Origin of the sequence: Bradyrhizobium sp. GCM10028915 (assembly GCF_042666195.1) — a bacterium.
In the GTDB taxonomy this organism is placed as follows: Bacteria; Pseudomonadota; Alphaproteobacteria; order Rhizobiales; family Xanthobacteraceae; genus Bradyrhizobium; species Bradyrhizobium canariense_D.
The window spans coordinates 427,492-449,733 of sequence record NZ_JBHTFN010000065.1 but is presented as its reverse complement, the minus strand read 5'-3'; the positions used below and the strand labels follow the sequence as shown (position 1 = coordinate 449,733).

The 22,242-nt window shown below is 62.8% G+C and carries 10 protein-coding genes; 7 read left to right on the top strand and 3 right to left on the bottom strand.

Going from position 1 to position 22,242, the window contains the following annotated elements; genetic code table 11:
* The first annotated feature begins 1 nt into the window (after position 1).
* From ACFQX9_RS31830 to ACFQX9_RS31810, 5 genes are all read left to right on the top strand, one after another.
* A complete protein-coding gene (locus ACFQX9_RS31830; protein WP_018458186.1) occupies positions 2 to 1,153 on the top strand; it encodes a branched-chain amino acid ABC transporter permease in 1,152 nt (383 codons plus the stop codon).
* Positions 1,150 to 1,908: an ABC transporter ATP-binding protein gene (locus ACFQX9_RS31825; RefSeq protein WP_018458187.1), complete on the top strand. Its 759-nt coding sequence runs from the start codon at positions 1,150 to 1,152 to the stop codon at positions 1,906 to 1,908. The genes ACFQX9_RS31830 and ACFQX9_RS31825 overlap by 4 nt, the downstream gene beginning before the upstream one ends.
* Before the next feature lie 4 nt (positions 1,909 to 1,912).
* A complete protein-coding gene (locus tag ACFQX9_RS31820; RefSeq protein ID WP_204513223.1) occupies positions 1,913 to 2,701 on the top strand; it encodes an ABC transporter ATP-binding protein in 789 nt (262 codons plus the stop codon).
* 138 nt (positions 2,702 to 2,839) lie between these two features.
* Positions 2,840 to 4,678, top strand: coding sequence for a long-chain fatty acid--CoA ligase (locus ACFQX9_RS31815; RefSeq protein WP_204513224.1), 1,839 nt, complete (start codon positions 2,840 to 2,842; stop codon positions 4,676 to 4,678).
* A gap of 79 nt (positions 4,679 to 4,757) precedes the next feature.
* The gene (locus ACFQX9_RS31810) at positions 4,758 to 5,957 is read left to right on the top strand and encodes an ABC transporter substrate-binding protein (protein WP_026233521.1); all 1,200 of its coding nucleotides are present in this window, start codon (positions 4,758 to 4,760) and stop codon (positions 5,955 to 5,957) included.
* 160 nt (positions 5,958 to 6,117) lie between these two features.
* On the opposite strand, the gene ACFQX9_RS31805 is transcribed toward ACFQX9_RS31810, so the two are convergent.
* Positions 6,118 to 7,242, bottom strand: coding sequence for a lysozyme inhibitor LprI family protein (locus tag ACFQX9_RS31805; protein ID WP_377791501.1), 1,125 nt, complete (start codon positions 7,240 to 7,242; stop codon positions 6,118 to 6,120).
* Positions 7,243 to 7,342: 100 nt separating this feature from the next.
* The gene (locus ACFQX9_RS31800; RefSeq protein ID WP_204513225.1) at positions 7,343 to 8,074 is read right to left on the bottom strand and encodes a transglutaminase-like cysteine peptidase; all 732 of its coding nucleotides are present in this window, start codon (positions 8,072 to 8,074) and stop codon (positions 7,343 to 7,345) included.
* 728 nt (positions 8,075 to 8,802) lie between these two features.
* Between ACFQX9_RS31800 and ACFQX9_RS31795 the strand changes: the two genes are divergently transcribed.
* Together ACFQX9_RS31795 and ACFQX9_RS31790 are read left to right on the top strand one after the other, a co-directional pair.
* Positions 8,803 to 17,880 (top strand): VCBS domain-containing protein, encoded by a 9,078-nt coding sequence (locus ACFQX9_RS31795; RefSeq protein WP_377791500.1) that lies wholly within the window; start codon positions 8,803 to 8,805, stop codon positions 17,878 to 17,880.
* 79 nt (positions 17,881 to 17,959) lie between these two features.
* Entirely contained in the window at positions 17,960 to 20,191 is a 2,232-nt protein-coding gene (locus tag ACFQX9_RS31790; protein ID WP_377791499.1) for a CHASE2 domain-containing protein, read from the top strand.
* A 255-nt stretch (positions 20,192 to 20,446) separates the two neighbouring features.
* Here the strand turns inward: ACFQX9_RS31790 and ACFQX9_RS31785 are convergent, their stop codons facing one another.
* Complete coding sequence (locus ACFQX9_RS31785) at positions 20,447 to 22,042, bottom strand: ABC transporter substrate-binding protein (RefSeq protein ID WP_085349304.1); 1,596 nt, start codon at positions 22,040 to 22,042, stop codon at positions 20,447 to 20,449.
* Positions 22,043 to 22,242 lie beyond the last annotated feature (200 nt).

Genomic DNA, 22,242 nt, shown 5'->3' with positions numbered 1-22,242 from the left:
CATGCGCTTCCTGTTCAAGACCGACTACGAGGACGACATCAGGCTGTTTCCGCATTCGGGCTATTACGTCTCATACGGTCTCCTGCTGGCCGTGCTGCTGATCGCGCCCTATGTGCTCTCCAGCTATCTGATGAGCCAGCTCGTCTTCGTCTGCATCTATGCGACCGTCGGCGTGGCGCTGCTGATCCTGACCGGTTTCACCGGGCAGGCCTCGCTCGGGCACGCGGCGTTCCTCGCGATCGGCGCCTACACGGCGGCGTACTTGCAGACGTACAACGTGCCGTTCCCGGTCTACTTCCTCGCCGCAGGCCTTCTGTCCGGTTGCATTGGCGCGTTGGTCGGCTTTCCCGCGCTGCGGCTCCAGGGCATCTACCTCGTCATCGCCACTATCTCCTTCGCCTTGATCGTCGAGGAGATCCTGGCGCGTTGGGAGAGCGTGACCCACGGCAACGAGGGCATGCGGGTGAAGACGCTGTCGCTGCTCGGCGTTGCGGTGCCGCGCGACAGCCCCACTTTCTATTTCCTCTGCCTCGCCGTGCTGGTGCTGACCATCGTCGGTACGCTCAATCTGCTGCGTTCGCCCACCGGGCGCGCCTTCGTCGCGATCCGCGACAGCGAGACCGCTGCGCGCAGCATGGGCGTCAATGTCGCGCTGTACAAGGTGAAGTCCTTTGCGATCTCCGCGGCGATCACCGGCTTCGCCGGCGTGTTGTTTGCGCACAAGCTCTCCTTCATCTCGCCGGAGATGTTCACGCTCCAACTCTCGATCGAGTTCATCATCGTAATCCTGATCGGCGGCACCTTCAGCCTGCACGGCGCGGTGCTGGGGGCAATCTTCATCGTGATGATCGATCCGTTCCTGACCTACCTCAAGGACGACATGCCCGGCATCATCGCCGGCATTGCAGCGACCTTCGGAGCGGGCACGCAAGCCGCAGCCAATGTCCAGTCCAAGGTCGCGGCCTTTGCCTCGCTCAACGGCCTGAAAGGCGCGATCTACGGCATCATCATCGTATTGTTCGTGCTATTCGAGCCGCTCGGGCTTTACGGCCGCTGGCTCAAGATCAAACTCTTCTTCCAGCTGTTCCCGCTCTACAAGCGCGCCACCTTCAAGCGGCAGAAGATCTACGTGAAGTCGGAGCGCAACCGATGAGCTATTTTCGCGCCGAGAACTTGTCCCTGCATTTCGGTGGGCTGAAGGCCGTCGATGCGGTGTCGTTCGCGGTCGAGAAGGGCGAGATCCTCTCGATCATCGGGCCCAACGGTGCCGGCAAGAGCTCGATTTTCAACCTGATTTCGCGGATCTACCGCCCGACCTCGGGTCGCATCTTCTTCGAGGACCAGGACATCACGGAGCAGCCGCCCCACGACATCGCAAGGCTCGGCATCGCCCGCACGTTCCAGAACATCGAACTGTTCGAGAATGCGACGGTGTTGTCGAACCTGTTGGTCGGCCGCCACCGGCATTCGACCACGCAGCTTTGGCAGGAGCTGTTGTTCCTGCCGGGCGTGCGCGCCGACGAGAAGGTGCATCGCCGCAGGGTCGAACAGGTCATCGAATTCCTCGATCTCGAGCCCTACCGCGACAAGCTGATCTCGGGTCTGCCTTACGGCGTGCGCAAGGTGATCGAGCTGGCGCGCGCGCTGTGCTCGGAGCCGAAGCTGATCCTGCTCGACGAGCCGTCCTCCGGCCTCAACGTGGAGGAGACCGACGACATGTCGTTCTGGATCCGCGACCTGAAGAGCGAGCTCGGCGTCACCGTGCTCATGGTCGAGCACGACATGTCGCTGGTCAACCGCGTCTCCGACCGCGTCATCGCCCTGAACTACGGCCGGGTGCTGGCGATGGGCTCGCCCGCCGAAGTGCAACAGCACCCCGATGTCGTTGCCGCCTATCTGGGAGCCTGACGCGATGGATGCCGTGGTAACACCAGACATCATCCTGAAACTCTCCAACATCGAGAGCTATTACGGGCCGATCATGGCGATCCGCGGCATCTCGCTCGAAGTGCCGCGCGGCCGCATCGTCACGCTGCTGGGCGCCAACGGGGCCGGCAAGACGACGGTGCTGAAGACGATCTCGGGCATTCTCGATCCGCAGAAGGGCGCCATCGAGTTCATGGGCAAGTCGATTCAACGCATGGAGGCGGACAGGATCGTGCGGCTGGGCCTCAGCCACGTGCCGGAGGGACGCGAGGTGTTCCCGTTCCTGTCCGTGCGCGAGAACCTGATGATGGGGGCCTATCCGCGCAAGGATCGTAACGGCGTTGCGGACGATCTGGAGCGCGTCTACGGCTATTTCCCGCGGCTGAAGGAGCGCATCAACCAGCCGGCCGGACAGCTCTCCGGCGGCGAGCAGCAGATGCTCGCGATCGGCCGCGCGCTGATGAACCGGCCGACTCTGTTGCTGCTCGACGAGCCCTCGCTCGGGCTGTCGCCGATCCTGGTGAAGGAAATCTTCGCGATCATCCGTCGCGTCAATGAGGAGCAGGGCATGTCGATCCTGCTGGTCGAGCAGAACGCCAAGGTGGCGCTGGAGACGGCGCATTATGGCTATGTACTGGAGATCGGCCGGATCGTGATGAACGACAGCTGCGACCGCTTGATGCATTCGAAGGACATCCAGGAATTCTATCTTGGCGCCAAGGAAGCGGGCGCACGAGGCGAGCGGCGCTGGAAAAAGAAGAAGACTTGGCGTTAGAGGAAGACGTTAGGGGAAGACTTGGCGTTAAGGGAAGACTTGGCGTTAGAAAAAGCCTTAAATACCAATGCCCATCCGCCAATATAGACCGCCGGCAAGGCAGGCAGCGGAGGGGAACGCGACAGGGAGGAGACGTGCATGGCCCGACCGGCGGTGCTGACGGTCGCTGACACGATCGCGAAAAGCTTTTTGCGCGCCGCGGAGACGCGGGGCGACAGGCCGGCTATACGCGAGAAGAAATTCGGGATCTGGCAGCCGACCAGCTGGCGCGAATGGCTGGAGATCTCGAAGGAGGTCGCCTACGCGCTGCATGCCATCGGCGTCAGGCCCGGCGACGTTGCTTCCATCATCGCCAACGCCGTGCCGGAATGGGTCCATGTCGACATGGGCATTCTGTGCGCCGGCGGCGTCTCTTCCGGGATCTATCCGACCGATGCCTCATCCCAGGTCGAATATCTCGTCAACGATTCCCGGACGAAGGTGATCTTCGCCGAGGACGAGGAGCAACTCGACAAGATCCTGGCCTGTCGCGCACGCTGCCCGTCTCTGCGAAGGATCATCGTGTTCGACATGGAGGGCCTCAGCGGCTTCTCCGATGAGATGGTGATGTCGCTCGACGAGTTTCGCGCGCTCGGGCGCAACCACATGGCCGGCCGCGAGGCGCTGTGGCAGGAGATGGTCGACAGTCGTAGCGCAAGCGATCTCGCGGTCCTCGTCTATACATCCGGCACCACGGGTCCGCCCAAGGGCGCCATGCACGCCAACCGTAGCGTCACGCACCAGATGCGGCACGCCAACGATTTCATTCCGGCGCGCGAGAACGAGGACCGGCTGATCTTCCTGCCGCTTTGCCACGTCGCCGAACGGATCGGCGGCTATTACATCTCGGTCGCGCTTGGCTCGGTGATGAATTTTGCCGAGAGTCCGGAGACTGTGCCGGACAATCTGCGCGAGGTGCAGCCGACCATCTTCCTCGCGGTGCCGCGGATCTGGGAGAAATTCTATTCCGCGATCACCATCGCGCTGAAGGATGCGACGCCGTTGCAGCAATGGGTCTACCGCCGCGCCATCGACATCGGCTATCGCATGGTCGATTGCAGGATTGAAGGCAAGCCGCCGCCGCTGCCGTTGCGCCTCGCCAACGGCATCGCTTACCGGCTCGTCTTCCGCAACATCCGACGCATGATCGGGCTCGACCGTTGCCGCATCGCCTTCACCGGCGCGGCGCCAATCGCGCCGGAGCTGATCCGCTGGTATCTCGCGCTCGGCATCGACATTCACGAGGTCTACGGCCAGACCGAGAATTGCGGGGTCGCCACCATGATGCCGGCGGAGCGGATCAAGCTCGGCTCGGTAGGCAAGGCGGTTTCCTGGGGCGAAGTCGCGCTGTCACCCGAGGGGGAAATCCTGATCAGGGGCGACTTCCTGTTCATGGGCTACCTGAACCAGCCGGAGAGGACAGCCGAGACCATCGACCATCGCGGTTGGCTGCATACCGGCGACGTCGGCACCATCGACAATGAGGGCTTCGTCCGCATCACCGACCGGATGAAGGACATCATCATCACCTCGGGCGGCAAGAACGTCACGCCGTCCGAGATCGAGAATCAGCTGAAATTCTCGCCCTACATCTCGGATTCCGTGGTGATCGGCGACAAGCGGCCATACCTCACCTGCCTCGTGATGATCGACCAGGAGAATGTCGAGAAATTCGCGCAGGACCACGACATCCCCTTCACCAATTATGCCAGCCTGTGCCGCGCGGCGGAGATCCAGGACCTGATCTGGCGCGAAATCGAAACGGTCAATGCCAATTTCGCCCGCGTCGAGACCATCAAGAGATTCTATCTGATCGAACGCCAGCTCACCCCGGAGGACGAAGAGCTGACGCCAACCATGAAGCTGAAGCGCGGCTTCGTGAACAAGCGTTATGCCGCCGAGATCGACGCGATGTATCCGGCGCGGGCGGTGGCTTGAACAATCTTGTTTGAATAACAGGGAAGGAGTGAAGGCCCCACCCTTCGCATCATAAGGGCCCCAAGGAGAGGAGACTTCAATGTCGAGATCGTTGAAAACGTTCGGCTTTGCGGCAGGCGCGGTGGTGCTCACCTGTCTGCCTGCCGCGGCGCAGACCAAGGTCACCAATGAGGGCATCTCGGCCTCCGAGATCGTCATCGGCACCCATCAGGATCTGTCGGGGCCGATCAAGGGCTGGGGTGTGCCAGTCTCGAACGGCATGAAGATGGCGGTCGAGGAGATCAACGCCGCCGGCGGCGTCCAGGGGCGAAAGATTCGGCTTGTCGTCGAGGACAGCGGCTACGATCCGAAGAAGGCCGTGCTCGCGTCGCAGAAGTTGATCGAGCGCGACAAGATCTTCGCGATGGTGGGGCCAATGGGCTCGCCGACCGTGCTGGCGGCGCAGGATATCCTGCTCGACGCCGGCGTGCTTCAGCTCTTCCCGCTGACGGCGGCGGAGTTCACGTTCAAGTTCGATCCCGCCAAGCCGCAGGAGCGGCTGAAGTTCAACAATCTGCTGCCCTATGTCGAGAGTACGCGGGCGGCGCTGAAATACATGATGGAGTGGAAGAACTTCAAGAAACCCTGCATCATGCATCAGGACGACGAGTACGGGAAGAACGTGCTCGACGGCTTCAACCAGCAGCTTACTGCCATGAAGGTGCAGCCGGCCTCGATCACGAGCTACAAGCGCGGTGCCTCCGACTTCAGCGCGCAGATCGCCAAGATGAAGTCCGACAGCTGCGACCTCGTTGTGCTCGGCGCTGTGCTCCGTGAGCCCATCGGCGCGATGACGGAAGCCAAGAAGCTCGGCTGGGAGGTCACCTTTCTCGGCGCGACGCCGACCAACGTGATGGAGGTGCCCATGCTCGGCAAGGAGGCGGTCGAAGGCCTCTATGCTGCGTCCGGATTCGAGATTCCCTACGAGGATACCGCAAAGGGCAAGGTGAAGGACTGGCTGGTCAACTACAAGAAGATGTTCAGCACCGATGCCAACACGCAGGCCATCATTGGCTACAATGCGGTGATGACGTTCGCGTTTTACGCCAACAAGGCGGGCAAGGATCTGACCGGCCAGAAGATGCTGGACGCGCTGGAATCGGGCGACAAGTTCCTCGACATCTTCAACTCGCCGCCGACCAAATTCTCCAAGACCGACCACCTCGCCAACACCATCACCCAGGTGCAGCAGGTCAAGGGCGGCCGCTGGGTTCTGGTGAAGGACAATCTGATGTTTTGATTTCTTCGCCTCTTCCCGCATGCGGGGAGAGGCGGGAATTTGCGCAGCAAATCCGGGTGAGGGGGCTCTCCCAAGAGTCTAACTGTCACCGGATTCGCTGAAGCAGCCGCTCACCCCACCCCTCTCCCTGCGAAGAGCGGGAGAGGGAGAGCACACAGCCCTACGATCCTCCACCCGCGGTGCCTGAATTCACCGGGGCCAGTTCGTCTTCCCGGCAGCGCCAGCCATCGGCGGCTTTGACAAATGCAAACGTGCGCTGGATCCGCAGGCGGCGTGTGACGTTGAAGGCGTCCGTGGAGCGCTCCTTGTTGCCGACGCCGGGCTGCGGACGACCCGTTCTGGCATCCCAGCAGGTGCCCGTACAGGTCGTGGCGATCTTGCTGCAGGTGGCGAAGGGCGCCAGCACGGCCATCTCGATCTCGCCCGTGACCTGCGCCTCCTCCTCGCCCACCTGGCTGTCGAGTGCGTAGACGCGGTTGATGCGGAGGAAGTTGCCGCAGGAATTGGCCGCGTGGATTCGCGCGGCGCAGAAATCGACGGCATCGGTGTCGGGCGAGTGGGCTGCGACCTGCCGGCCGAACACCTTCTTCGGATCGCCTTTCGCCGTGCCAATCTCGTCAGCCTTGTGCTTCAGATAGCCGGCGAGACAGTCCTCCGCGGACTCGAGCTCCCCGAGCGGCACGTTCTCCTTGCCAACCAGATTGCATTTGCGATCGCGCTCCCGCGTCCACCGGCCGTATTCGGCGAAGGCAAAGCGCGCCGCGGTCGGATCGAGCTTGCCGATCAGGCCGAGAACCTGGCTGTTCAACTCAGTCTCGGCCAGCGCCAGCGACGGGTCCGCACAGATCAGCGCGCCGGCGGCGGTGTTGGCGGCGAGACAGTCGAAATCCGGATCGCGTACGATCGCTGCGCGCTCATCGGTCACCTTGAGAAGACATGCCTTCACCCGGTCGAAATCTTCGGCGCGGATCGCGGTCTGGCCGACGATGCCGCAACCGAGATTGCGCTGGCGGATCCAGATCGCGTTCTCCTCGATCCCAGGCAGGCGATCGGGCAGGCGGGCAAGCCGCGCCTCGATTCCCGTGCTCAGCTTCTCGGCGGCGGCGGCAAGCTCGGCATCACCGCAGAACAATTGATTGCCGGGATCGCGGATCTGCTGGCAGTTGTTCTTGGCAAACAGCGGCAGCCTGTCGGCGACGGAGCGGTCGGACGGGCTGGATTGCGCGAAGCCTGGAGCCGCCGGCAAGGCCAGCAGCGCAAGCATAGTCAGCACGATGAACCGCATTCCAGTCGCCCCCGCATAGCCGCGGGCATGCTAGCGTCCCGAATCGCGCGGCGAAATGACTTTGTGGGGTAAGCGTACTTTATACCGGGCTACAACAAGATCAACGCGCCTCGGCGGCGATCATCGAGAACCGCACGGGCTCGTCGACATATTTCAACACGGCCGACTGGTAGAGCACGAACAGCGGCTGGTAGCTACGTGCAGCGTCGTCCTCGACCATTGCCATGCGACGGTTGTCGAGCATCAGCCAGTGGCCGTCGAGCCGTGCAGCGGCAATCGCATGCTCTTCGCCGGCCCTGAGGTCGCGCACCACGACGATGCGGAGATCTTCGGCGGCAATGCCCGCGAGCTTAAGAGCGGCGAGCTTGGCAATGGCATAGTCCTCGCAATCCCCGGCGCCACGCGCGAAGGTCGCGAGCGGCGAGCTCCAGACGTCCTCAGAACCGTCATCGGCGGCGCGGATGCCGAGGTTGATGGCGCGATTGGTTTCGCCCAGCCGGGCGCGGCCGTCACGGCTGCGGGCCTGGTCGACGATCGCGAGCAGTTTCAGCGCAGCGGGCGAAGCGCAATTGTTCCGGTCGCCGTCGCACAGCGCGAGCTGCACCATGTCATCGTCGAGCCTGGACCTCAGCGCGAGCCATTTCTCTTGCAGGCTGCCGGCTGAGATGGCGAAGGCGAACACGCCGAACGGCTCGGCGGATTTGCGCACGAGGACGCCGGCTCCCGGCGATAGTAGCGTGCCAGCGCGAAGCTCGGCGGCCGATCCGAGTAGGATCAATCCGCACAGCACAAGGATAGCGCGCCAAGCGCGCGAACGAGCAGCGGTCTCCATCTGACATCCCCTTCCGGCTTCGCCAGGTCCCCCTCGACCTGCACGTGCCGGGCTTTGTTGCTTTCGCGGAGATAGTGCGAGGCGGGCGGTTTTGTTCTGCTTAACGCGCCCGGCTGGGGTCCCAAAACCGGGCAACAGGCTGAAACGGGCCTGCTCATATTGCGTAAAATTTTACGATTCGCCGGCTAGGAGGGCGGCGGTTGCCGCGAAGAGGGACCAATTGCAGGCAGAAGTTGTCGTGGAACTGATTCTGCGCCTTATGGCTAACGGCTGGCTATTTCGCGAGTTCTGTTAGCTGGATCACAGATTTGGCCCCGTATTTGCCGCAGGGTGGTGCGGGGCACCACGAACAAAAGATGACAGAAGTATCTATTGCCAGATTTCTGCAATAGAATACATGAGGTTACTGAAAATGAGCGAAAATAAGCGCTACTTTACTTATGAGTATTTGAAAGATTACTTTGGCTTCCCTGCAGGTGCCCAGCCGTCCGAGAGCATCGACCGCTTGGTGATGCGAAATCACACAAGCAATAGGTGGTTTCGCTAAGGACTTGGTAATGATATGCAAGTTTAGGCGAGCGATACTTACTTAGATTTTAACTCCTTTTTTGGTGCCCGGATTGAATTACGCTGGCAAATTTGACGCCGCGATTTCCTTGGACGGCTTGGGTTCCCGATCGCCCGCCGATGGCCATGTCGATTCCTTTACTGCGAAGGCACACGGCCACGTGCCCGATGGCGCATTCGTGGTTCCCGACCCGAACCTGATCTTCAACGGCGATTTCAAGCGCGCCGGTCTCGATCTCGTGCTGTCCCATGATGGGCACGATTTCGTCGTTCACGATTATTTCAGGGGCGACAAGCGCGCGGCGATCGCCTCGCCCGACGGCGCGCACCTCACCGGCGACGTCGTCAACGCACTCACCGGCCATGTGCAATACGCGCAGGCCGCCTCAGGCATTGCCGCCGCGCAGGTCATCGGCCACGTCACCAAGCTCTCCGGCAGCGCGACCGCGGTCCGTAACGGCGTCTCCGTCATCCTGAACAATGGCGACAACGTCGAGAAGGGCGACGTGGTCTCGACCGGCGGCGACTCGACGCTCGGCATTACGTTCATCGACGGCACGGTGTTCGGCCTGTCCTCCAATGCGCGGATGGTGCTGAACGATATGGTCTACGACCCCAACGGGTCGAACAATTCCTCTCTGCTCAGTCTGGTCGCAGGCACCATCACTTTCGTTGCCGGTGAGACCGCTAAGCACGGCGACATGAAGGTCGACACGCCGGTCGCCACCATGGGCATCCGCGGTACGGCGGTGCTGAGCCAGATCAACTTCGTCGTTCCCGCTGGCGGCGGCGATCCGCAGCCGCAGGCAAGCTTCCAGGTGCTGGTCGAGCCGAACGGCACGACGGGCTCCTACATCCTGTTCGACAAGGTCACGCTGCTGCCGATCGCGACGGTCAACCAGGCCGGCCAGATGATCCAGATCAGCGGCGGCAACGTCTCGATCTCCAATGCGCTGATGTCGCCGGACATCCAGAAGCTGATCACGGACGTGTTCACGCTGAAGTTCACGGACAACAACAGCAACACCAAGCTGACCCAGAACTTCACCGACTCGATCACGCAGACCGGCAACATTGTCTTCATCAAGACGGATACCGGTGCCACCGCGACCGCGACCTTTACGCATCTCCCTGAGCCGGGATCGCAGGGGACCGGCCATAATCCGTCGACCAGCACCCGCATTCCCGGCCCGCCCGTTCGTCAAAGCCTCGATCTCAACGGCAATGTGAAGACGGCGTTCGAGATGATCGAGCGCGCGGGCACGACCGGCGACACAACTCATTACGATACCATCTCCGGTCGCATCACCTTCGTCGATCAAAACCTGGCCGATCTGCCGACGGTGAGCATAGACCTCGGCGATGCGCCGAACTTTGTCTACAAGAACGCCGGCCAGCAGGATGTCACCGGCGCGCTCTCTGCACTCCAGAAGCAGGACATCGCGGCAACGCAGATCCAGCTCAGCGTGGCCGCAGCCGCCGGTAACAACAACAACGGCTCGGCGGTCTGGACCTACACGATTCCCGACCACGTCTTCGACTTCCTCGCGGCGGGCGAAACGTTGACGCTGACCTACAAGGTCCGCGTCAACAATAATTTCTCGGTCAATCCCGAAACGTCGACCATCGACATCACCATCACGATCACCGGCACCAACGACAAGCCGGTGATCACCACCAGCGTTCCGACCATCATCTTCGAAGGCGGCACCAGCGTGCCGGGTGGCCCGCTCACCAGCGATGTTCCCACGTCGGGCACGCTGAGCTTCGACGACGTCGATCTCACCGACAAGCATACGGTGTCGGTGGCGTTGACCAGCGCGACCCTGCCTGACGGCACCGTTCCGCCGGGGCCGCTTGCGGCGTTCCAGAGCGCGATGTCGGTCGCGATCGCGGCGGGCGCCGATAGCACCGGAGACGGCACCGGCACCATCAACTGGTCGCTGGCTGACCTGCCGGTCTATCTCGCCGACTTCATCCCCAAGGGTGAGGTGCTGACGCTGGTTTACACCGTAACGCTCAAGGACGCGCAAGGCGCCACCTCGCAGCAGACCATCACCGTCACGATCACCGGCACCGACGCTCCCGCCGTGGTGTGGATCGCGACCGATAAGCCCGGTGCTCCCTCCGGCGGCTTCTGGAAGGATGCGGCCAACTGGGCAACCGGCACGGTCCCGACCATCAATGACGACGTCATCGTCATCACCGACCAGCTGCATGGGCTGACGCCGTCCTATCCGGTGACGATCGACACGGCAGCCTACGCCAAGTCGATCACGATGAACGACTACGACACCGCGGTCGGCCACAAGGCGCCGGAAGTCATCAACAAGAGTGCGTTGACGATTGCGGGCGAGATCAGCCTCAAGGCCGATTCGAAGCTCACCAATTTCACGGCAAGCACGATCTCGGTTGGTGGCAAGGCTGAGTTCCTGGACAGCAGCGTCCTCACCAATGCCGGCTACCTGACGCTCAAGGGCGGCGGCGATTTCGCCAACGGCACCACAATCACCAATTCCGGCACGATCGAGCTGTTCGGCGGCACGCTGAAGACGCTCGCCGGAATTAACAATGCCGGCGGCACGCTGAAGGCCGATGCCGGCACGACGCTGATCGTCGACACCGCCACCATCAGCGGCGGCACGGTCACCATCGCCGGCACGCTGGAACTCGACGGCAGCAGCGTCCTCAAGAACGGCACGCTGAACAATTCAGGGGCGGTCAACATCAAGGGCACGGCGGATTTCGCCCACGAGACCGTCGCAAACACATCCGGCGGCACGATCAAGGTGCTGGCGAATGGCTGGCTGACGATCGACCAGGGCTCCGGCGTCGCCAACACCGGCAACGTCACGGTGGACGCCACCGGCAAGCTGACGGTCAACGGCGCCACGATCAGCGGCACCGGCACGGTCACCGGCAACGGTGAGATTGATCTCACCGGCGCTGCCGTGCTGAGCGGCGGCATCCTAAAGAACAACGCGGCCTTCAAGGTCAGCGGCAGCGGCAACGCGCTGGACCACGAAACGATCACGAATGCGACGACCGGCACGATCGAAGTGCTAGCGAACGGCGCGCTGACGATCGACCAGGGCTCGACGGTTGCGAATGTCGGCAACGTCACGGTCGATGCCAACGGCAAGCTGACGGTGAACGGGGCGACGATCAACGGCACCGGCACGGTCACCAGCAATGGCGAGATCGATCTGACCGGCGGCGCGGTTCTGAGCGGCGGCATCCTGAACAACAATGCGGCCTTCAAGGTCAGCGGCACCGGTAATGCGCTGGACCATGAGACGATCACGAATGCGAGCACCGGCACGATCGAGGTGCTGGCGAACGGCACGCTGACGATCGACCAGGGCTCGACGGTCGCGAATGCCGGTAACGTCACGATCGATGCCAACGGCAAGCTGACAGTTAACGGCGCCACGATCAGCGGTACCGGGACTGTCACGGGCAATGGCGAGATCGATTTGACCGGCGCTGCGGTGCTGAGCGGCGGCATCCTGAACAACAACGCGGTCTTTAAGGTCAGCGGCACGGGTAACGCGCTAGACCATGGAACAATCACGAACGCGAGCACCGGCACGATCGAAGTGCTGGCGAACGGCGCGCTGACGATCGACCAGGGCTCGACGGTCGCGAATGCCGGTAACGTCACGGTCGATGCCAACGGCAAGCTGACGGTCAACGGGGCGACGATCAACGGCACCGGCACGGTCACCGGCAATGGCGAGATCGATTTGACCGGCGCTGCGGTGCTGAGCGGCGGCATCCTGAACAACAACGCGGCGTTGAAGGTCAGCGGCAGCGGCAACGCGCTGGACCACGAAACGATCACGAATGCGACGACCGGCACGATCGAAGTGCTAGCGAACGGCGCGCTGACGATCGACCAGGGCTCGACGGTTGCGAATGCCGGCAACGTCACGGTCGATGCCGACGGCAAGCTGACGGTTAACGGCGCGACGATCAGCGGTGGTACGATCAACGGTCTCGGCACGATCGATGTCACCGGCGCCAGCAAGATCGATCAATCGGCGACGCTAAGCACCACTGCCGTGACGGTCGAGAGCGGCGTCATCCTGACGCTGGATGACGTGATAGTTGCGGGCACCGCAATCGCCAATCATGGCACGGTCAAGGTCGATGCAGGCAGCAAGCTGACATTGAACGGTGCGAGCCTGACAGGCGGCGCGCTCACCGTTTCGGGCACGCTGAATTCGACCGGCACAACTGCGATTACCGACGCCAACATCTCGAACAACTATCTGATCGAGGCAACCCTGGGCGCGTTGACGCTGCTGGCGACGACCTCCGCAAGCTCGATCGCGAATGGCGGCATCCTCAGGGCCAATGGCGCCGAGCTCGACATCAACGGCGAAGCCATCGCAAACACCGGCACGCTGGCGGCGATCAATCACGGGACACTGAAGCTGATCGGGATGACGGTGACCGACACCGGCAGCGGTAGTGTCTCGGTCGAGTCCGGCTCGACACTCGATCTTCAGGGCGCGACCATCGACGGCGGCACGGTGACGATTGCCGGTACGCTGGAATCGACCGGCACCAGCGCCATCGACAATGCCGACATTACCAACACCGGCACGATCACGGTCACCAGCGGCACGCTGACGATCGACCTCCATGCCATCGCCAATCATAGCCTGATCGAGGCTGTGACCGGCGGCAAGCTGAAGTTGGCAACCACCACCGTCGCCGATGCCGGCGGCACGATTTCGGTGGACGGGACCTCGAAGCTCTATCTGACCGACGTCACGATCAACGGCGGCAGCCTGAGCAATGCCGGCAATCTCTACAGCGTTTCCGGCGCCAACACGATCTCGGCCAGTGTCATCAACACAGGCACCATCGAAGTGCAGACCGGCACGCTCAATCTGTCCGGCGGCCTCAGCGGCATCGGCACGCTGATCATCGACGATGGCGCGACGCTGGAGCTCGCGGGGGCGACGGCACAGATCATTACTTTTGCCGGCGGCGCCGACACGCTTCGGCTCGACAAGGTCGCCGGCCACAGCTTTATCGGCACCATCGCCGGCCAGTCGACGAAGGATGGCACGTTCACCGTCACCGGCGCGGCCGACATCACGACATCGAGTGGCGACGCGCTCGATTTCACGGCGTCGGGGGGCACGCAGGCCAAGCCTGGCAACATCGTTCTCACGCCGACGGGGACGCTGACGGGCGCGGCCAATGGCGTCGTCGCGACTCAAAACGGCAACGGTGACATCTCGCTGACCGCGACCGGCGACATCAAGGGGCTTGCCGGCAACGGCATTACGCTGCGCAACAGCGCGACGGGCTCCGGCGATATCACGGTCAACAACCTCAGCAAGGCAACTGGCACCGGCGCGAGCTCGGTCGGCGTCCTCGTCGAGAATCTAAACGGCGCCAATGCCGGCGACATCTCGATTACCCAGCTAGGCGGGACCGTGGGCGGCGCCTATGGCATCGATGCGCTGACACAAGGTAACGGCGATACCACCATCGACGCCGGCGGCGTGATCACGGGCAGCTCCATCTATGGCATCCGGTCGCGCAGCTATGGTGCCGGCAACCAGACCGTCACGACCGATGCTAACAGCGTCGTCACTTCGGGCAGCTCTGGTATCGTCGCCGTCAATCGCGCGGTCTTGCTCGGCGGAGCCGCCGACAGCACCATCACCGTCAACGCCTATGGCGCGATCAATTCGGGCAGCAGCCTGAACCTTGGCGGCAATCCGCCGGCGGGCATCGAGGCTGGCTACACTGGCGCCACGAACGGCACCAATGCCGACAGCGGCGTCAACGGCACGGTGATCATCAACAACCACGCCAACATCACCGCCGCAGCCGGTCACGGCATCAATGCCTATAATTACGGGAATGGCGATGTCACGGTGAACAGCTTTGCCGGCACGACGATCGCCGTCGCCGGCACCGAGAGCATCGGCATCAACGCCGCGGCCTTGAGCGGCGGCACCGGCGACGTGACGATCACGCTCGGCGAGAACGTCACGATCTCGGGCGCGACCAGCTACGGCATCAGGGCCTACAGCATTGACCAGGGCGACATCAGCGTCACCCTCGCCAAGGGCGACAGCATCACGTCCGGCAGCTCGGGCATCGTGGCCGTCAACTTTGCGACGGCGATCGCAAGCAGCGTGGACAGCACGATCTCCGTCGTGGCGCATGGCACCATCCATTCCGGCACCACGCTGAACAACGACGGCACCACGCCGGGTGCGATCATCGCCGGCTACAAGGCCGGCGGCAACGGCACGTTCTCGAATGCGGTCAATGGCGACGTCACCGTCGAGAGCGACGCGAAGATCACCGCGGATGCGGGCTACGGTATCGAGGCGTTCACATGGGGCGTCGGTGACGTCACGGTCACCACGGGCCTGCTGTCGTCGATCACCGCTACTGCGGGCACCGCGATCGGCGCCTTCAGCCATGGTGGCGGCGACGTATCCGTCACCAATGACGGCTCGGCCACCGGCACGGTTGGCTTGTCCGCTGTGGCGGCGGGCGCGGGCGACGTCACCATCATCAATCACGGTAATATCACCGGCACGAGCCTCGCCGGCATCAGCGTCACGCAGAACGACGCCGACGCGGCGGGCGATCCGGTCGCGACCGGATCGACGCACATCACCAACTCCGGCTCGGTGGTCGGTGCTGCCGGCCATGCTGCGATCTTCATCCAGGAGAATGTGACCGGCTCGGCGACGATCGACAATTCCGGCACGATCGGGCCCGCCATCGCCTCCACCGTGACCTCGACGACTTATGCCATCGTCGAGACAGGCGGTCCCGTCACGATCAACAACACCGGCCACATCAACGGCAATATCGCGGTAGCCCACGCCACGTTCAACAACAATGCGGGCGGCACCTGGACCGTCGCCGGCAGCGGCGTGTTCGGCAACGCGTCCTCGATCGTCAACCATGGCGCGATCGACCTGTACGGTGCCTCGCTTTCCGGGACCGGGCTGAACATCAGCAATTATACCGACATCGATAGCTGGGGCACGGCGTCGATCTCGGGCGCCATCGCCAATACCGGCGCCATCGAGGTCCATGACGGGGTCCTGACGCTGTTCGGCTCGCTGTCGGGCACGGGCTCGGTCACCGTCGATGTCGGTGCGCACCTGATCCTCGAAGGCACGGTCGCGCAGACGATCCACCTCGCCGGCAACGGCGCGGGCCTTCAGATCGATACGGACACGTTCGGCGGCTCGATCGCCGACTTGTCCGTGAACGACACGATCGAACTGTCGACGATAAATTGGGGCACCGGAACCAGCGCCGTCTACGTGCCCAATGCCGCAGATCCCGCGAGCGGCGGCGTGCTCACGGTCACCGGCAACGATGGCAAGACCATCGACCTGACCCTCGTCGGCGACTATCGCAATGCGCACTTCGCGGGCAGCAACGATGGTGGTCACACGCTGATCACGATGCATGCGACCGACGACGCGCCGGCGTTCGACACGGCGACCGCGACGTTGAGCGCCAGTTTTTCAGAGCAAGAGAACGCCACCGGCTCCGGTAATTCCGACCCGGTACCCGCCGCGGCCGGCTCGATCCACTTCACTGACATCGACCTGACCGACCGGCCGACCGCGGCGATCACCCACCAGACTGCGACATGGCTGGCTGCTGACCAAAACACGGAATTGAATCTGACCTCGGGTCAGGCCTCGGCGCTCGAGCAGGCGTTGTCGATTCTCGGGACCGGGAAGAACAACGGCACGGTCGATTGGAGCTATTCGATCGTCGACAGCACGCTCGACTTCCTCGGCGAGGGACAGACCGCGACGGTGGTGTCGACCATCACGCTCGACGACCACCAGGGCCAGACGACGACTGCCGACGTCACCATCACGATCGCCGGCAAGAACGATGCGCCGACGCTGGCGTCGGTGACCAAGGGCGGGCTCGTGGACACGGCGGCGAACGACAGTTTCTCGGAAATCACGGGAACGCTGGCCGGGACCGACGTCGACAGCGGCGAGACGGCGGGGCTGACCTACGTCGTGCTGGATTCGACGAGCCACGCCGTGACAACGGTGGTTGGTCACTACGGCACGCTGACCGTCAATGCCAATGGCACCTACAGCTATGTCCCCAACGCGGCGGCGATCAACGCACTGTCGGAAGGCGACTATACGGATACGTTCACCATCCAGACCAAGGACGCGCACGACGCCGTCGGCACGGCGGTGTTCAAGGTCAACGTGACCGGTGCCAACGATGCGCCGACACTGTCCGCGGTCACGACGGGGCCGCTGGTGGACACGGCCGGCGCCGACACCTTCTCGAATCTCACCGGGACGCTGCACGGGGCCGATGCCGACACGGGCGATACCGCGACGCTGAAATACGCGGTGCTGGATGCGACCAGCCACGCCGTGACGACGGTTGCAGGTCATTATGGTTCGTTGACGGTCAACGAGGATGGCACCCACAGCTACGTTCCCGACGCAGCCGCGATCAACGCGCTCTCGGAAGGCAATTATACGGACACCTTCACTGTCCAGACCAAGGACACGGAAGGCGCAACCGCCGAGGCGACGTTCACGGTGGACGTCACCGGCGCGAACGAGGCGCCCGCGAACGAGGCGCCTGTCATCAACATCGACAAGGTCAGCGTCTCGCAGGAAGGCGACCAGGTCTTCGTTCACGGCCTCTCGGTCAGCGACGTCGATGCCGTCGCCGACGAAACGTTCCACCTTACAGCGGCGGCGGATTCGGGCACTTATGTGGACCCCGCATCGACGTCCGACACATTGGATATTGTCGACTCGGCGCTCAACTACCTCACCTACACCGAGCCTAGCCGGGGCGCTCCGGGGACGGACAAGGTCGCAATCACCGTGACCGACGGTCACGGGGCAACCGACACGGCCAATTTGATCTTCAACCTGAGTGAACAGGGCCCGGTGACCCTGGCTAGCACAGAACACAAGGACGTTCTCTTCGGCACCGGCTATCAGGATCAGTTCGTGTTCGCGGCCAATTCGAACCACGATGTGATTATGAATTTCAGCTCTGGCACGGACAGGATCGACCTGTCGAGCGTCGTCACGGCTTCCGACACCCAGGCCTGGCTGGACCTGCACGCGACCCCTTGGGGGCTGGACACCCTGATCACGATCAACGCTTCGGACACCATCCTTCTGAAGGGTGTCGCCCACCTCCAGGCGAGCGACTTCATCGTCCATGCCTGATTGCTGCATGATGGGCCGCGATCGTCGGCAGGCCCGATCCACGCTGCCGTTCACCGCCAAAGCGTGATATCCAGCCACCATGAAACGTCTCAAGATCCTGCGGCGGTGGTTTGCGCGCAAGTTCGGGTTTGCGCGGCTGATGTGCCTTGCGCTGCTGGTCGTATTTGCCGGCGCTCGGCTCTGGGATCCGCCTCCGATCCAGGAACTGCGGCTGCGCACCTTCGACATGTTTCAATTGATCGATCCGCGCCACAAGACGGCGCGGCCGGTCACCATCGTTGACATCGACGACAAGAGCCTCGCCAAGCTCGGCCAATGGCCGTGGCCGCGCACGCGGATCGCCGACCTGATCCAGAACCTCACCAGTCACGGCGCGGTCGCAATCGGCTTCGACGTCGTGTTCTCGGAGGCCGACCGGCTCAATCCGGATCTGGTCGCGAGCGACATGCGCTACCTCGACGACGCCACCCGCGCCAAGCTGCGCGAGCTGCCGAGCAACGACCAGATCCTCTCCGAAGCGATCAAGCGCTCGCGCGTGATCCTGGGCGAGACCGGGCAGCGGGCGATTTCGTCCGAGGTCGACAAGTCGCTGCCCTTCACTGGCGTCGCAACGGTCGGCGAGGAGGGCGCTGAGCGCTTCCTGTTCGAATTTCCCGGGCTGTTGCGCAACGTGCCCGAGATCGAGAAGGTCGCGGCCGGCCGCGGCCTGTTCTCGATCAAGACCGAGCGCGACGGCCTGATCCGGCGCGTGCCAATGATCATGCGCGCCCAAGGCATGGTCATGCCCTCGCTCAGCCTCGAGATTTTGCGTGTCGTCACGGGCACGCCGACCTTGCTGGTTCGGACCGACAAGACCGGCGTGCGGGCCGTGCGTCTCAAGGGCGTGGAGATCCCAACCGACAGGAACGGTCAGCTCTGGGTGCATTACGCTCGCCAGGATCCCTCGATCTACGTCTCGGCCGCCGACGTGCTCGACAATACGGTGCCGCCTAACAAGATCGCCGGCAAGCTGGTGCTGATCGGCACCTCGGCGGTTGGGCTCAACGACATCAAGACCACGCCGGTGTCCTCGACCATGCCCGGCGTCGAGATCCACGCCCAGGTGCTGGAGAGCGTGCTGAGCGGCGCGGTGATCTCCCAGCCGAACTATGCGCTCGGCGTCGAGCTGCTCGCCGCGCTCGTCATCGGCTTGCTCGTCATCATCTTCACGCCGAACCTCGGACCAGTTCGCCTCGTGCTTGCCGGCGCGACCTTCGCCGCTATCCTGATCGGAGTGTCCTGGTTCTTCTATGCGCAGCACCGCTATCTCATCGACTTCACTTATCCGCTGCTCTCGACCACCGCGATCTATCTGACGCTAATCTTCGCCAGCTTCGTGCGCGAGCAGCGCCAGCGCGTGCAGATCCGCGGCATGTTCGCGCAATACATGTCGCCGGTGCTGGTCGAGCAACTCGCGCAGTCACCGGAAAAACTCGTCCTCGGCGGCGAGGAGCGCGAAATGACGATCATGTTCTCCGACGTGCGCGGCTTCACCACCATATCGGAAACCTACAAGCACGATCCGCAGGGCCTGATCGCGCTGATGAACCGCTTCCTGACTCCGCTGACCGACGTGATCATCGATCAGAAGGGCTATATCGACAAATATATGGGCGACGCCATCATGGCGTTCTGGAACGCGCCGCTCGACGATGCCGAGCACGAGGTCAACGCCTGTGAGGCCGCGATCCAGATGTTGGAGAAGATCGACGCGGTGAACAAGGACCGCGAGCAGGAGGCCATTGATGGCGGTCACGTCTACATCCCGCTCAATGTCGGTATCGGTCTCAACACCGGCATCGGCGTGGTCGGCAACATGGGCTCCGACCTGAAGAAGAACTATTCGGTGCTCGGCGACAGCGTGAACCTGGCCTCGCGCCTGGAAGGCCAGTCGAAGGAATACGGCTTTCCGATCATCGTTGGCTCCCGCACCGCACTCGCGGCCAAGGACGAGTTCGCGATTCTCGAGCTCGACTTCATCATGGTCAAGGGCAAAACCGAGCCGGAAGTGATCTACGCCATCGCCGGCCGCGCGGACGTGATGCATTCGGGCGCCTTCCAGCGCCTGCGCAACGTCACCATCGAAATGCTCGCCTGCTATCGCAGCCGCGACTGGCAGGGCGCGCTGGACGCGATCGACCGCGGCCGCAGGAGCGAGGATGCCGACACGCTGGAAAAGCTGTTCAAGCTCTATGAAGTGCGCATCAAGGAATTCCAGGTCAATCCACCGCCGGAAGGTTGGACCGGGGCCTATGCGCTGCTGACGAAATAAGGGAGGCGCTTGCTAGCGGCTAAACCCTCGGTGTCGTCCCGGCGCAGGCCGGGACCCATACTCCGCAGCAGAAGCTGTACGCCAGATCGGAGTTGGCTGTCGTTGCCGAATTCAACTCGGTGGTTATGGGTCCCGGCTACGCCGGGACGACAGCGGTGTTCGACGCCGCAGGCCGTCGCCTTAATAAGAGGTGTCGTCCTGGCTTTCGCCAGGACGACAGTGGTGTTTGCGGAAGCGGGGTGCCGACCTTGAGCCTCACTCCGCCCCGATCGTCGTGAGATCCTGGAACCAGTGCTGCGCCTGCACGAACTGCTTGACCTTGGGCGACAGCGCATGCGGGTTGGTGTCGTGCACCACCCATACCAGCGTGGCGTCGTCGACGATCAGCGCGTGCGCCTGCGCCAGCAGCTCGTCCTGCTTGGCGCTGTCGAAGGTCTGCTTGGCCTCGTCGATCAGCGCGTCGACCTTCGGGTTTTTGTAGCCGCCCCAGTTGACGCCGACCGGCGCGATCTGGCTCGAATGGAAGAAGCGGACGATGGCGTAGAGCGGGTCAGAGGTGACATAGGCGATGTTGTTGGCGGTGATGCCGGCGTTCATCTCGTCGGCCGCGCCCTTGCGCCAATGCGTATAGAGTGTCTCGAGCTCGACGACCTTGAAATCGATGTCGATGCCGATCTCCTTGAAGCTCTGCTGCAAAAATTCGTTCATCGGCAGCGACAGCATCTGGCCGGTGCCGCCCTGTGCGATGATGAAGGTCGCTTTCAGCGGCTTCGCCTTGGAGTAGCCGGCTTCCTCGACCAGCTTCTTGGCGGCTGCGACATCGTATTTCAGATCGAAGCTCGGCTTGCCGAACCAGGGGCTCGACGGATCGACCTGTCCCTTGGCGGGTTTCGCAAGGCCATTCATCAGGCCCACCACGGCTTCACGATCGATCGCGAGGTTCAGCGCCTTGCGCAGGCGGATGTCGGTCCAGGGCGAACCCGGCAGCACGCTCAGATGATAATTCCAGACATGCGGCGTAACGTTGTCGACGAGCTTCATGCCGGCGGCCTTGAGCTGCGGCACAGCATCCGGCGCCGGCGTCTCGATCAGATCGACCTGCCCGGCCAGCAGCGCATTGGTGCGCGTCAGCGCTTCCGGCATCGGCACCAGCACGAGCTTGTCGACCTTGGGAATACGCTTCTTGTTCCAATAATCCGGATTCTTCGTGAGCTCGGCGAGTTCGCGCGGCACCAGTTTTGTCAGTTTGAACGGGCCGGTCCCCGAAGGCTGGCTCGCGAACTTGTCCCAGTCCTTACCGAGCTTCTCGTATTGCGCCGGGCTGGAGACCAGGAACCACAGCATCTGATAGGGAAAGAAGGAATCGATCGTCTTGGTGGTGATCTCCACCGTGAAGTCGTCGATCTTGGCGTAGCTCGCGACCGAAGGCAGGCGGGTCTTGACCTGCGCACTCTGGCGCTTGTCGAATTGCGGCGCCTTGTCATTGAGCACCTTGTCCAGATTCCAGATCACGGCGTCGGCATCGAACTCGCTGCCATCGTGAAACTTCACGCCCTTGCGCAAGGTGAAGCGCCATTTGGTCTTGTTCTCGGCATCGACCCTCCACTCGGTGGCCAATCCGGGCACCAGCTTTCCCGGCCGGTCGGCGACGTCCATCTCCCACGCCACGAGCGGATCGTAGATGGTGTAGGCCGTGAACTGATAGGCGCCCGCGCCGCGATCGGGCTGGCCGGTCGTCAGCGGGATGTCCGCCATCGAGATGCCGTAGCGCAGCACCGTTTCGGCGCCCGCCGGAATCGCGGACAACGCCAGTGCAAGCACGGCGAAACAGGTCGATAGTCGGATACGCATGGGCCAAAGCTCCAAGGAAGACTTCAAGGACAATCGGAGCCAAACCTGCAATCTTGATGCCAGAATAGGCAGCGAGGTGCTTTCGCCGACGTGTCATCACAAGGACTTGTCGTCGCAGGGGCAATTTGCAGAATAAGTTTCCCCATTGGCATAGGCATTGCATACGATTGCATCAAAATTAGTCATCGAAGCCGGAAAAG